The organism is Streptomyces sp. NPDC086077 (genome assembly GCF_040686175.1).
Lineage (GTDB): Bacteria > Actinomycetota > Actinomycetes > Streptomycetales > Streptomycetaceae > Streptomyces.
Window position 1 is genome coordinate 1 of sequence record NZ_JBFBJT010000180.1, and the last position, 12,694, is coordinate 12,694.

A 12,694-nucleotide genomic window follows, 5' to 3' on the forward strand; every position below is an offset into this window, starting at 1 on the left:
CCGCTTCCCGCCCCCCCCCCGCGCGCGCGCGGGGGCCCGGCGGGGGGGCCCCCCCCCCCCCCCCCCCGCTTCCGCCCCGACCTGCGGGACGAGGCACTGCGCCGCGAACTCGCTCCGAACGGCGAGCTGATCGTCGGCTACGTCGGGCGGCTCGCGCCCGAGAAGCACGTCGAGCTGCTCTCCGGTGTCTGCGGGCTGCCCGGCGTGCGCGTGGTCGTCGTCGGCGACGGGCCGAGCCAGCCGGGGCTGGCCGAGGCGCTGCCCGGCGCGGTCTTCCTGGGCCGCCGCACCGGCGACGAACTCGCCCGGATCTTCGCCTCGCTGGACGTCTTCGCCCACACCGGCCCCTTCGAGACCTTCTGCCAGACCGTGCAGGAGGCCATGGCCAGCGGTGTAGCCGTGGTCGCGCCCGCCGCCGGCGGGCCCATGGACCTGGTCGACCACGGCCGCACCGGACTCCTGGTGCCGCCGCGCGACGCGGACGCCGTCCGGGACGCCGTGGCCGCCCTGGCCGCCGACCCGGCGCTGCGCGCGGCCTTCGCCCACACCGCCCGCGCCACCGTCGAGGGCCGCACCTGGGCCGCCATCGGCGACCAGTTGATCGCCCACTACGAAGCCGTCCTCGACGCGCGCAAGCCGGCGGTGGCGGCATGAACGCGTCCCTGCGCATCGTCCGGCTGGCGAACTTCGTCGCCCCCGCCTCCGGCGGCCTGCGCACCGCGCTGCGGGAGTTGGGCAAGGGCTTCAAGCTCGCGGGCCACGACCCCGTCCTGATCGTGCCGGGCGAGAAGTACAGCGACCGGGACACCGAGCAGGGCCGGGTGATCACCCTGCCCGGACCGGTGCTCCCCGGCACCGGCGGCTACCGCGTCCTCGTCGACAAGCGCCGCGTCGCCGCGCTCCTGGAGCAACTCGGCCCGGACCGCCTGGAGGTCTCCGACCGGACGACCCTCAGGTGGACGGGCAGGTGGGCGCGGCGCGCCCGGGTGCCCGCCGTGATGGTCTCCCACGAGACCGCGGACGGCGTCCTGCGCACCTGGGGCCTGTCGGAGAACCTCTCCCGGCGCGCCGCCGACGCCCTCAACGTGCGCACGGCCCACACCTACTCGAAGGTCGTGTGCACCACCGAGTTCGCCGAGCGGGAGTTCATCCGGATCGGCGCCCGCAACGTCGTACGGGCGCCCTTGGGCGTCGACCTGATGAACCGGCGCCCCACCATGCGCGACGCCGCGCTGCGCGACACCCACGCGCGGGCGGACGAGAAGCTCCTGGTGATGTGCTCCCGGCTGTCCGTCGAGAAACGGCCGGGAACCGCCCTGGACGCCCTGGAGTCGCTGCGCCAGCGCGGGGTGCGGGCGGTGCTCGTGGTGGCCGGCAACGGGCCGCTGCGCGCGAACCTGGAGAAGCGGGCGCAGGAGCGCGACCTGCCGGTGACCTTCCTCGGGCACGTCGCCGACCGCAGCCTGCTCGGCGCGCTCCAGGCCACCGCCGACGTGTGCCTGGCCCCGGGCCCGGCCGAGACGTTCGGGCTCGCCGCACTGGAGGCCATGGCCTGCGGCACGCCGGTCGTGGCGAGCGCGTCCTCCGCGCTGCCCGAGGTGATCGGACCCGCCGGGGCCACCGCGGCGGACAACGGCGACGCCTTCGCGGACGCCGTGGAGATGCTGCTCGACCGCCCCGAGCGTGAGCGCCGGGAGGTTGCACGCGCGCGTGCGGAGTGCTTCGGCTGGGGTACGGCGGTGGACGCCTTCCTCGCCGTGCACGACGCGGCGGTGCCCGAGCGACCGTTCGCCCGTGCGGAGGGCGCGGCATGAGATCCGTCCGTTACGTCGCCCTCGGGGACTCGCTGACCGAGGGGGTGGGGGACCCCGTCGGGAGTGGGTGGCGCGGCTGGGCCGCGCTGCTCGCCGGCGGGCTGTCCGAGCCGCCCGCCGTATTCACCAACCTCGCGGTCAGCGGGGCGCAGACCAGCGACGTGCTGGAGACCCAGCTGCCCGCCGCGCTGGCCCTGCAGCCGGACGTCGCGTCCGTGCTCGTCGGTGTGAACGACACGCTGCGCCGCACGTTCGACATCCACCACATCACCGAACGCCTCGACAAGGTGTACGCGGCCTTCACCCGGCAGGGCACGGCCCTCCTCACCGCCTGCCTGCCGGACCCGGGTTCGATGCTGGGGCTGCCGGGGGTGCTGGCCAGCCCGCTGGCCCGGCGGCAGCGGGCGGTGAACGTCGTGGTCCACGCGCTCTCCGAGCGCTACGGGGCGATGCATGTGCACGCGGCCGAGGGGGACTGGGTCGACGACCGGGCCATGTGGTCCTCGGACCGGCTGCACCCGGGGGAGCGCGGACACCGGCAACTGGCCGTCCGGTTCCACGGGCTGCTCGCGGACGCCGGGATCGCCACGGGCACCGCGCCGACAGCCGATCCCGAGTTCCCGCCGCCGACCAGGTCGGCGAGCCTGTTGTGGCTCGCCACCGCGGGCACGGCCTGGGTGCTGCGGCGGTGCAACGACCTGCTGCCCCAGCTGCTGCGTCTCGCAGCCGTCGAGATGCGGCACCGCGCGCGTGGCACCAGCGCCCGGCTCGACCTGCGGTCCGCGACCGCGGTGTCGACGGCGCTGGCGGCGCTGGCGCTGCCGGAGCCGGAGCCGAGGGCCTGGCCCGCGCAGCGGCCCGAGCCGGGGAAGCTGCTTCTGCCCGAAGGGCTGTCGATGCCGGAGCAGCGGACGGCGCCGGACCAGCGGGCGATGGCCGAGCAGCACCCGATGCCGGACCAACGGGTCGTGGCCGAGCAGGGGGTTGTGCCGGGTCAGCGATCGGTCGGGGAGCAGCGCTCGGTGGCGGATCAGCGGTCGGCGCCGGGTCAGCGGTCGGTGCCCGGTCAGCGGTCGATCACGGAGCAGCGGCCGGTCACGGAGCAACGGCCGGTCACGGAGCAACGGCCGGCACCGGATCAGCGTTCGGTCGCTGAGGCGCAGACGGCGACGGAGGCGGCGTAGGGCCGAGGCCCCCGCACGGGGTCCCCGGGTGTGTCAGCGACGGCGTACCGCCACGAAGCGCACCGGTGTGCCCGGCGCCGCCTGTGCGGCCGCCGGGAGGTCTGCCGTGCGGACCACCGCGATGACCGGGTAGCCGCCAGTGGTCGGGTGGTCGGCGAGGAAGACGACCGGCCGGCCGTCGGGCGGGACCTGGACCGCTCCCAGGACCATGCCCTCGCTGGGCAGTTCGCCGGGACGGGCCCGCTCCAGGGCGGGTCCCTCGGTGCGCAGCCCGATCCGGTTTCCGGCGGCGGACACGCGGTACGGGCGCGACGTGAACATCCGTACGGCCTCCCGCGTGAACCAGTCCTCGCGGGGCCCGAGTGTCACCCGCAGGACCAGCTCCGTCGGCGGCGCGGGCTGCGGGGCGCCGTCCACGCGCGCGTGGGGGCCGGTGACCCGCCCCAGGGGGAGCACCGCGCCGTTCGTGAGCGGCGGCGGGCCGAGCCCCGACAGCAGGTCCGTGGAGCGGCTGCCGAGCACCGGCTCGACGGTGACGCCCCCGGAGACGGCCACATAGCCGCGTACCCCGCGCGTCGCCGCGCCGACGTCCAGGACCGCGCCCGCGGGCACCCGCACCGGCGCGCCCCAGGCGACCGGGCGCCCGTCCACGGTGACCCGGCAGGGCGCGCCCGTGACCGCCACGGTGACCGGGGAACGCGGCCGCACCGCGCAGCCGTTGATCGTGGTCTCCAGAAGGGCCGCCTCGGGCGGATTGCCGGTCAGCCGGTTGGCGAGGGCCGCCGCGGGCTGGTCGAGCGCCCCGGAGCGCGGCACGCCGAGGTGGGCGTGCCCGGGACGGCCCAGGTCCTGCACGGTGGTCAGCGCCCCGGCCCGTACGACGGCGAGCGCACGGTCCGTCATGAGTGCCCCACCGGGTCCCGGAGTGCGGCGGCCACGGGGACGAAACGCACGCGCGTGCCCGGGGACAGCAGAGCGGCCGGTGTGCGGGCGTGGTCCCACAGCACCACGTCCGTGCTGCCGATCAGCTGCCAGCCGCCCGGCGAGGCGTGCGGGTAGACGCCCGTGTACGGTCCGGCCAGCGCCACCGAACCCGCCGGGACGGCGGTGCGCGGTGTGGCGCGGCGCGGGACGTCGTAGCGCGGCGGCAGACCGGTGAGGTAGCCGAAGCCGGGCGCGAACCCGCAGAAGGCGACCCGGAACTCCGTTCCGGCGTGGATGCGTGCCACCTCCCGCTCGCTCACGCCCCACAGGGCGGCGACGTCCGTGAGGTCGGGGCCGTCGTAGCGCACCGGGACTTCGACGGCCTCCCCCGCGCGCGGGGGAGCGGGCCGCACGTCGGCGGCGGTCAACTCGGAGGCCAGCCGGGCGACGTCGGGCAGGCCGTCGAGAAGGACGGTACGGGCCGCGGGCACGATCTCGCGGACCGTCAGCGACCCCTCGGCGCGGCGGCGCAGCAGCTCGGCGTGCAGCGCCTGCGCCTCCTCGCCGGAGGAGACCTCGACGAGCAGGGCGTCGTCCCCGACCGGCAGCACCCTCATGCGAAGGCCTCCACCCGGACACCGGTCTCTTCGAGCCGTCGGCGCACCCGCCGGGCCAGCTCCACCGCGCCGGGCGTGTCCCCGTGCAGGCACAGGGAGCGCGCGCGTACGGCGATGCGGGCCCCGGAGTGGGAGACCACCGTCCCGGAGTGGGCGAGGTCCACCGACCGTGCCACGACGGCCTCGGGATCGGTCACGACGGCGCCCTCCCGGCCGCGCGGCACGAGGGTGCCCTGGTCGGTGTACGCGCGGTCCGCGAACGCCTCCAGGACCGGCGGCAGTCCGGCCTTTGCGGCCGCCGCCAGCAGCCGGGAGCCGGGCAGTCCCAGCACCGGCAGCGAGCCGTCGGCGAGGAGCACGCCGTCGACGACCGCGGCGGCCTGCTCCTCGTCGTGCACCACGCGGTTGTACAGGGCGCCGTGCGGCTTGACGTAGGCCACACGGGCGCCGGCCGCGCGCGCGAAGACCTCCAGGGCGCCGATCTGGTAGGCCACCTCGGCCGCCAGCTCGGCGGGCGGCACGTCCATCGCGCGCCGCCCGAACCCTGCCAGATCGCGGTAGGAGACCTGCGCGCCGATCGTCACCCCGCGCGCGGCGGCCAGCTCGCACACCCGCCGCATGGTGGCCGCGTCCCCGGCGTGGAAGCCGCAGGCCACGTTGGCGCTGGTGACGACGGACAGCAGCTGCTCGTCGTCGGTCAGCCGCCAGCGGCCGAAGCCCTCGCCGAGGTCGGCGTTCAGATCGATCGCGGTCATGGGTCCCCTTGGCTGTTCAGGCCACGCGGTACTGCTCGTCGCGGGCGTCGGTGAGGAACATCTGGCCCGGTGCGTGGGTGAGGGCGAACGGCGGCCGGGAGGCCATCACCGCCGCCTGCGGGGTGACTCCGCAGGCCCAGAACACCGGGATGTCGTCCGGATCGGCGGTCACCGGTTCGCCGAAGTCGGGCCGGGCGAGGTCGCCGATCCCGAGCGCCGACGGGTCACCGCAGTGCACGGGGCCGCCGTGCACCGCCGGGAGCAGGCTGCTCTCCCGGATCGCCGCCGCCAGCCGCGTGGGCGGGACCGGCCGCATGGACACCACCATGGGCCCGTGCAGCCGCCCGGCCGGACGGCACTGACGACTGGTCACGTACATCGGCACGTTCCGTCCCTGCTCGACGTGGCGCAGCGGGACGCCCGCACCCGACAGCGCCCATTCGAAGGTGAAGCTGCACCCGATCAGGAACGACACCAGATCGTCCCGCCAGTGCCCGAGCACGTCCGTCGGCTCGTCCACCAACTCACCGTCCCGCCACACCCGGTAGCGCGGCAGGTCGGTGCGCAGATCCGCCCCCGCCGCGAGCTCGGTCGTCCAGGAACCGGCGTCCGTGACGTCCAGCACCGGGCAGGGCTTCGGGTTGCGCTGGCAGAACAGCAGCATGTCGTAGGCCCAGTCGGCGGGCACCGCGATCAGGTTGGCCTGGGTGTGGCCCGCCGCGACCCCGGCCGTGGGGCCGGTCAGTCCCGCACGGAACCGGGTCCGGGCCTCCTGCGGGGTCCACGCGTGCGCGTGCTGGTCGACGAGGGTCAGGGGAAGGTCGTCGGTGCGGTTCACACCAGTTCCTTCCCGCGCGTCTCGGGCAGCCCCAGCAGCGCCAGCGCCGCGAGTCCGTAGCCGATCGCGCCGAAGACCAGCGCGCCGCCCACACCCCAACTGTCCGCCAGGAAACCGACGGTGGTGGGGAAGACCGCGCCGACCGCACGGCCGGTGTTGTACGTGAAGCCCTGCCCCGTACCGCGTACGGCGGTCGGGTACAGCTCGCTCAGGAACGAGCCGAAGCCGCTGAAGATGGCCGACATGCAGAACCCGAGCGGGAAACCCAGCACCAGCACGAGGGTGTCGGCGCCGCCGGGGATGTTCGCGTACGCCAGGATGCAGACCGCCGACAGCAGGGCGAACAGCCAGATGTTGCGCCGCCGGCCCAGTTTGTCGGTGAGGTAACCGCCCGTGAGATAGCCGACGAAGGCGCCGGAGATCAGGAAGGTCAGATAGCCGCCGGTGCCGACGACGGACAGGCCGCGCTCCGACTTCAGGTACGTCGGCACCCAGGTCGCCAGCGTGTAGTAGCCGCCCTGGACGCCGGTCGAGAGCAGCACCGCGAAGAGCGTCGTCCGCAGCGGGCCCGGCGAGTCGGCCGTGCCTCGCCTGAAGATGGCCGCGAACGATCCCTTCTGGGGGTTCTTCCGCCGTGCGGCGGCCGCCTCGGGGGCGTCCTGCACACGTCGCCGCATCCAGATGACCAGCAGGGCCGGCAGCGCGCCGGTCCAGAACATCACGCGCCACGCCAGGCCCTCGTCGAGGAACGAGAAGACCAGCGTGTAGACGATCGCGGCCAGCGCCCAGCCGACGGCCCAGGAGCTCTGGATCACGCCGAGGGTGCGGCCCCGGTGCTTGGCACCGGCGTACTCGGCGACCAGGATCGCACCGACCGCCCACTCACCGCCGAAGCCCAGGCCCTGCAGCGCCCGGAAGACCAGCAGTGTCTCGTAGTTGGGCGCGAAGCCGCAGGCCACCGTGAAGACGGCGTACGTGACGACCGTGATCATCAGCGCCTTGACCCGGCCGATGCGGTCCGCCAGCACGCCCGCGAGGGCGCCGCCGATCGCGGACACGACGAGCGTGACGGTGGTGAACAGGCCCGTCTGGCCGCTGTCCAGACCGAAGTAGGCGGCCAGCGCGACCATGCTCAACGGGAGAGTGAAGTAGTCGTACGAGTCCAGCGCGTAGCCGCCGAACGCGCCGGCGAAGGCGCGGCGGCCGCGCGGGCCGAGGGCGCGCAGCCAGCCGAACGCGCCGTCGGCGTCGTGCTGTTCACCCTTTCCCGGGTGCGCGTCGGTGGGCAGGGCCTGTGGTGGAGGGGTCGTGCTCATGGGCACCTCGCAGAGGGGGACGGAGGGTGCTGCGGACTGAGCAGTGCCGTGCGGAAGCGCGGCGGCGCCGCCGCCGTGGGGGAGGGGCGGCACCGTTCGTAGCAAGGTAGGGGATCGTTCAACGATCCCTCAATACTCATGTTGTTTCGTTCTGGTATCTGCGGTTGAATTCCGGGCATGGCAGAGCAGCTGACGGGACTGGCCGACGACCGGGCCCTCCTGGGGCGCACCAGCACCGCCGAACGCGTCTCGGACATCCTCAGGAGCCGGATCGCCGAGGGCTACTTCCCGCCCGGCACCCGGCTGTCCGAGGACAGCATCGGCGGGGCGCTCGGCGTCTCACGCAACACCCTGCGCGAGGCGTTCCGGCTGCTCACCCACGAACGTCTGCTGGTCCACGAGCTGAACCGGGGCGTCTTCGTCCGGGTCCTGGCCGTGGAGGACGTCGAGGACATCTACCGCACCCGGCGCCTGGTCGAGTGCGCCGTCGTCCGGGGGCTCGGCGAGCCGCCCTACGCGCTCGACGGCCTCGCGTCCGCCGTGACGGAAGGGCAGCGGGCGTCGGCCGAGCATGACTGGAAAGGCCTGGGTACGGCCAACATCCACTTCCACCGCGAACTGGTCGCCCTCGCCGGCGGCGAACGCACCGACGAGCTGATGCGCAGCGTCTTCGCCGAACTGCGCCTCGCCTTCCACGTCGTGGACGACCCGCGACGGCTGCACGAGCCCTACCTCACCCGCAACCGCCAGATTCTGCAGGCCCTTCAGGCGGGCGACAGGCGCGAGGCGGAGCGCCTGCTGGAGGTGTACCTCGACGACTCGCTGAAGCGGGTGGTGGAGGTCTACCGCCGGCGGGTGGGCGACGACGCGTAGGGCGTCCCCCGGGCCCGGCGGCCGGCGTGACGTGGGGAGGCATCTGCGTCGTTTGGGCCGTTGTCACACCGAGGACCTAATCTGTGCACCGTGACTTCGCCTGCATCGACGGACAGTGTTCCGCCCCAGTTCAGCGCGGGGCCGCGCCCAGCCCCGGGCCCGGCCGCCGACGAAGGACTGGCGCGGCGGCTGCGCGCGCTCGCCTGCACCGCGCCGCTGCACGACCTCGACGCGCGCAAGGCCAACCTCGCGGGTGAGTACTCGGTGTACGGCATGGCGGAGGTGGCCCTCGCCGCCATCGACCTCGTCACGCTGAACATGGACTTCGACACCGGCGCCGACCACGACCAGGTGGTGGCCCGGCTGGTCCCGCGCATTGCCGCGCAGGCCCCGCGCCGGCCGTCCGCCGAGCACGAGCGGGTGGCCCGCTGGGTCCTGGAGAACCTCATCAACGTCGGCAGCGTGGACCGTGGATTCCGCGCGGTCTACGGCACCTTCGCACCGGATGGGGCATATGTCCGGCGGGACTACGACTTCAAGCTGATCGAGGAGGTGCCCGGGCCCGGCGGCAGCGTCTACCTGCGCACCACCGACGAGGCGGTGAACGTCCTCGTCGGTGCCCTGGACACCGATGTCACCAGCGCGCAGATCGCGGCCGAGGTCAAGCTGGAGGTGCTGATCAACCGAGGCCGGCTGGCCGACGCCCAGCTGGCGGCCGAACAGGCGCGCTACCGCACCGTGCAGTACTCGGAGACGCTCCGCCGCGCCTTGGAGGCGACCCGGCGCAACGTCCGGGCGGTGGACTGGCTCAGCACCGTCCCCGACATGATCGCCGAGGCCCTCGACCACGTCGCCGACCGCTACCGGCACGAGAACGCCATCCTCACCAACATCCGCAAGGCGCGCGACGAGTCGGAGGACCCGGAGCACAAGCGGCGGGCCGCCGAGCTGGTCGACATCGTCAAGGACTGCATCCGGCGGCACACCCAGTTGCAGTCGCGACTGCTGGAGGCCGGGCCCCTGTTCCGCGCCGAGCAGGACCGGCAGGCCTTCGCGACCCCGATGTCCACGGCGGGCATCGACCTGTACGGGCACCTCGTCGCGCCGGTGCTGCCGCTGCCGCTGGAGCAGGCCATCCGCGTCACGGACGCCTTCTTCGCCAAGGGGACCGGACTGCGCACGCCGGTGTCCGTCCGGGTCGGGGACCTGGTCGACATACTGCTGACTCCGCCCGTGGAGCGCGAGCACCTCGGGGCGGAGATGCCGGAGCCCGATCTGATCGCCACACCGGACGACAGCCGCTTCAGCGAGGAGCAACTGGCCGCGGCCAACGCGCTGCTGGATCTGCCGCCGGACGCCCCGATACGTCTCTCGGGGCTGTTGGCCCAGGCCCGCCGGACGGACCCCGACCTGCCGTACCTGGTGGCGCTGATGGCGGTCCACGCGGCCAGCCCGCCGGTCGGGACGGCGTACCGGCAGGGAGAGGAGAAGCTGCTGTTCTCCGTGGACGACGGGACGGAGCTGGACGACCCCGAGTTCGGCGGGGCCGACCTGATCGTCGGCACGGCCCTGCTGGACGCGGCGGGGATGACAGCGGACCGTACGGAGGCCGCGTGATGACCACTGAGGAGTTGCAGTCGTGAGCGAGCACGTTGAGCCGGAAGGCGCCGGGGCGCCGGGGAGCGCCGCCGTCACCCCCGCCGACGCCGCCGACGCGGCGCGGCTCGTCGCGTTCGGGTTGCAGCCGAAGCTGCCGCCCGCCCGCGACCAGGAGTACGCCGACCTGCTGCGGCGCTACCGCGAGCACCCCGCGTTCGCGCGGCTCGCGGACGCCGTGGCCGCCGGCCTGGGCCTCGTCGTGCTGGAGGTGTCCCCGCGCGCGGGGATGGCCGTGACCGCGGCCGAGGACTCGGTGTTCGCGGTGCGGATGGGCGACTACGCGCGGCGTACGGCCGCCGACTCCGGCGACCGCTTCCTGCACGGGCTCGCGCATCTCGCGGTCGCCGCCATGGCGTTCCCGCGCCCCGAGGACCTCGCCGACGACGGTTACATCGGCCGTGTGACGGTCAACGGCGTCGACGCCTTCGTGCGCCAGGCCTGCCGACGGCTGGAGGAGCGGGCCGCCGAGCAAGGGGAGAACACCGACCCCGCGACCGACGCGCCCGGGCTGGAGGCAGCCTGGCGGATCTGGGTCAGACGCAGCGCCACCGGCGCCACCAAGGACGCGCGGCGCCTCGCGGGCTCCACGACCGGCATCGTCGGCAAGGCCGTGGCCTTCCTCACCGACTCCGGTTTCCTGCAGCGCACCGGCGACGACAACGGCGGCACCTACCGCACGACCGCCCGCTACCAGCTCCAGGTGCGTGACATGGCCGGCAGCGCGGCCATGGCCGAGTTGCTGGAGCTGGGCGTCGTCCCGGTGACCGACGGCACCCCGACGTTGCTGCCTCCCGAGGAGGGCGACGATCTGGAACTGGTGGCCGATGCCGGGCTGCCCTTCCACTCGGCCTGACTCCTCGGCCTCCCGGCCCCGCCCCCGAACTTCCCGATCCGCACGTCGATCCGCACGTAGAACCGCACTTCACCGATCTGCCGAAGACTTACGAGAGTCCGCCATGTACGAGCTGTCCCGGGTCCGCCTCTACTCCATCGGGCCCGCCGGTGCGCGCTACGCCGACACCGTGCTTGACCTGCGCGGTGTGGGCGAGCCCGTGCCCGACCCCGCGCCGACGCAGGCGGAGTTCTTCGAGGAGGAGCCGGTCGGCCCGCCGCGCCGACCCGCCCCCGCCGGCGTGCTCTTCCTGGAGAACGGCGGCGGCAAGTCCGTGCTGCTCAAGCTGATCTTCTCGGTGATGCTGCCGGGCCACCGGAACACCTTGGGCGGCGCCAGCTCAGGTGTGCTGCGGAAGTTCCTGCTCGCCGACGACTGCGGGCATGTCGCGCTGGAGTGGCAGCACGTGCTGACCGGCGAGTGCGTCGTCGTCGGCAAGGTGAGCGAGTGGCGCGGGCGGCAGGTCTCCAACGACCCGCGGAAGTTCGCCGAGGCCTGGTACTCCTTCCGGCCCGGACCGGGGCTCAGCCTGGACAACCTGCCCGTCGCCGAGGCCACCGCCGTACGGCCGTCCATGGAGGGCCAGTCGGGGGCGCAGGGGCGGCGGCGCACCATGAAGGGGTTCCGGGACGCGCTCACCGAAGCGGGCAAGGCGTATCCGCACCTCGAAGTGCACTGGGAGGAGATCCACGAACGCTGGACCGAACACCTCGGCGACCTGGGCCTCGACCCCGAACTCTTCCGCTACCAAAGGGAGATGAACGCCGACGAGGGCGAGGCGGCCGGGCTCTTCGCGGTGAAGAAGGACTCCGACTTCACCGACCTGCTGCTGCGCGCGGTCACCGACACCCGGGACACCGACGGTCTCGCCGACCTGGTCAGCGGCTTCGGGAACAAGCTGGGGCGGCGGGCCGAGCTGATCGCCGAGCGGGACTTCACGGCGGGGTCGGTCGATCTGCTCGGGCGGATCGTGGAGGCCGCCGAGGCACGCGCACGCGCGCGGGACATCCACGCCGGGGCCGAGCGGCGGACGCGCACACTGGCCCGGCGGCTGTCCGCGCGCGGCGCACAGGAGCGGGTCAGGGGCGCCGACCTCGCCCAACGGGTCACGGCCGCCGCCTACGCCGTGACCCACGCCGAGTCGGCGCGCGAGCGCAGCGCACTGATCGCCGCCGAACTCGCCTACCGACACGCCTCCCTGGCGCTCGCCGCCGCCGAGAAGTCGGCGGCCGCCCAGAAGCGTGAGCTCGCCGACGCGCGCACCCTGCACTCGGCCTGGCAGGCCGCCGAGGCCGTGCTGCGCCACCGCGCCGCCGCCGACCGGGTCGCGCGCGTGGCCGCCGCGATCCAGGAGGCAGAACGGGACGCGGCTCCCGCGCTCGCCGCGCGGACCAGGGCCGCCGTGGACCTCGTACGGGCCCTGCACGCGGCGGCGGAGAGCGCAGAGGCGCTGGCGAACGAGGAGGAGGAGCGGTCCGCCGCACTCCAGGAGGTCAGCGACTGCGCCTATCGGGACTCCACCGCCGCCGCCACCGAGGCGCAGCGCGCCCGCAGCGAGGTCGGCCACCTCCGGCAGCGCCTCACCGAGGTCGAGCAGGAGACCGCCGAGGCGGTGCGCGCGGGCTGGCTGGACGACAGCGCGCCCGATGCCGATCCGGCCCGGGCCGCCCTCGCCGCCAGCGACGCGGAGAAGTCGGCGGTGGCCGCCTGGGACACCGCCCGTGAGGTGTCCCGCCGGGCGAGCGAGCAGGCGCGCGCGTACCAGCAGGCCTACGCCGCCTACCAGAAGCTTCTCGCGGAGGGCGTCGCCCGTGAGGTCGCC

10 protein-coding genes and 2 pseudogenes are annotated in these 12,694 nt (G+C 74.2%); 7 read left to right on the forward strand and 5 right to left on the reverse strand.

The window, feature by feature from the left end; genetic code table 11:
* The 3 genes and pseudogenes from AB0O67_RS32850 to AB0O67_RS32860 form a co-directional block, all read left to right on the forward strand.
* The coding region (locus tag AB0O67_RS32850; protein ID WP_365458215.1) for a glycosyltransferase at nucleotides 1-654 on the forward strand (654 nt) is incomplete at its 5' end.
* Nucleotides 651-1,814: a glycosyltransferase gene (locus AB0O67_RS32855; RefSeq protein ID WP_365458218.1), complete on the forward strand. Its 1,164-nt coding sequence runs from the start codon at nucleotides 651-653 to the stop codon at nucleotides 1,812-1,814. The genes AB0O67_RS32850 and AB0O67_RS32855, both read left to right, overlap by 4 nt.
* Nucleotides 1,811-2,641: pseudogene (locus AB0O67_RS32860) on the forward strand (SGNH/GDSL hydrolase family protein); the annotation flags it as partial. The gene AB0O67_RS32855 and the pseudogene AB0O67_RS32860, both read left to right, overlap by 4 nt.
* 390 nt (nucleotides 2,642-3,031) lie before the next feature.
* Here AB0O67_RS32860 and AB0O67_RS32865 read toward each other — a convergent pair.
* From AB0O67_RS32865 to AB0O67_RS32885, 5 genes are read right to left on the reverse strand one after another with little or no spacing between them, the layout of a single operon-like run.
* On the reverse strand, nucleotides 3,032-3,901 hold the full coding sequence (locus AB0O67_RS32865; protein ID WP_365458221.1) for a biotin-dependent carboxyltransferase family protein: 870 nt from the start codon (nucleotides 3,899-3,901) through the stop codon (nucleotides 3,032-3,034).
* A complete protein-coding gene (locus AB0O67_RS32870; protein WP_365458224.1) occupies nucleotides 3,898-4,539 on the reverse strand; it encodes an allophanate hydrolase subunit 1 in 642 nt (213 codons plus the stop codon). Before AB0O67_RS32870 ends, AB0O67_RS32865 begins: the two co-directional genes overlap by 4 nt.
* Complete coding sequence (locus AB0O67_RS32875) at nucleotides 4,536-5,294, reverse strand: 5-oxoprolinase subunit PxpA (RefSeq protein ID WP_365458227.1); 759 nt, start codon at nucleotides 5,292-5,294, stop codon at nucleotides 4,536-4,538. Before AB0O67_RS32875 ends, AB0O67_RS32870 begins: the two co-directional genes overlap by 4 nt.
* 16 nt (nucleotides 5,295-5,310) lie before the next feature.
* On the reverse strand, nucleotides 5,311-6,132 hold the full coding sequence (locus AB0O67_RS32880; protein ID WP_365458230.1) for a putative hydro-lyase: 822 nt from the start codon (nucleotides 6,130-6,132) through the stop codon (nucleotides 5,311-5,313).
* Nucleotides 6,129-7,448 carry an MFS transporter gene (locus tag AB0O67_RS32885; RefSeq protein WP_365458233.1) on the reverse strand — a complete coding sequence of 440 codons (1,320 nt, stop codon included), beginning with the start codon at nucleotides 7,446-7,448 and terminating at the stop codon, nucleotides 6,129-6,131. The genes AB0O67_RS32880 and AB0O67_RS32885 overlap by 4 nt, the downstream gene beginning before the upstream one ends.
* A gap of 177 nt (nucleotides 7,449-7,625) precedes the next feature.
* On the opposite strand from AB0O67_RS32885, the gene AB0O67_RS32890 reads away from it, so the two are divergent.
* The 4 genes and pseudogenes from AB0O67_RS32890 to AB0O67_RS32905 all read left to right on the forward strand — a co-directional run.
* On the forward strand, nucleotides 7,626-8,321 hold the full coding sequence (locus AB0O67_RS32890; RefSeq protein WP_365458236.1) for a GntR family transcriptional regulator: 696 nt from the start codon (nucleotides 7,626-7,628) through the stop codon (nucleotides 8,319-8,321).
* Between the two features lie 90 nt (nucleotides 8,322-8,411).
* A complete protein-coding gene (locus AB0O67_RS32895) occupies nucleotides 8,412-9,938 on the forward strand; it encodes a hypothetical protein (protein ID WP_365458239.1) in 1,527 nt (508 codons plus the stop codon).
* 22 nt (nucleotides 9,939-9,960) lie between these two features.
* Nucleotides 9,961-10,833, forward strand: a complete 873-nt coding sequence (locus tag AB0O67_RS32900) for a hypothetical protein (RefSeq protein WP_365458242.1) — start codon at nucleotides 9,961-9,963, stop codon at nucleotides 10,831-10,833.
* Between the two features lie 103 nt (nucleotides 10,834-10,936).
* A pseudogene (locus AB0O67_RS32905) lies at nucleotides 10,937-12,694 on the forward strand (hypothetical protein); the annotation flags it as partial.

What these genes read in the sequence shown, in the direction of transcription:
- AB0O67_RS32870 (WP_365458224.1), bottom strand. Translation starts at nt 4,539, where the DNA reads ATGAGGGTGCTGCCGGTCGGGGACGACGCCCTGCTCGTCGAGGTCTCC.
- AB0O67_RS32865 (WP_365458221.1), bottom strand. Translation starts at nt 3,901, where the DNA reads ATGACGGACCGTGCGCTCGCCGTCGTACGGGCCGGGGCGCTGACCACC.
- AB0O67_RS32855 (WP_365458218.1), top strand. Translation starts at nt 651, where the DNA reads ATGAACGCGTCCCTGCGCATCGTCCGGCTGGCGAACTTCGTCGCCCCC.
- AB0O67_RS32885 (WP_365458233.1), bottom strand. Translation starts at nt 7,448, where the DNA reads ATGAGCACGACCCCTCCACCACAGGCCCTGCCCACCGACGCGCACCCG.
- AB0O67_RS32890 (WP_365458236.1), top strand. Translation starts at nt 7,626, where the DNA reads ATGGCAGAGCAGCTGACGGGACTGGCCGACGACCGGGCCCTCCTGGGG.
- AB0O67_RS32875 (WP_365458227.1), bottom strand. Translation starts at nt 5,294, where the DNA reads ATGACCGCGATCGATCTGAACGCCGACCTCGGCGAGGGCTTCGGCCGC.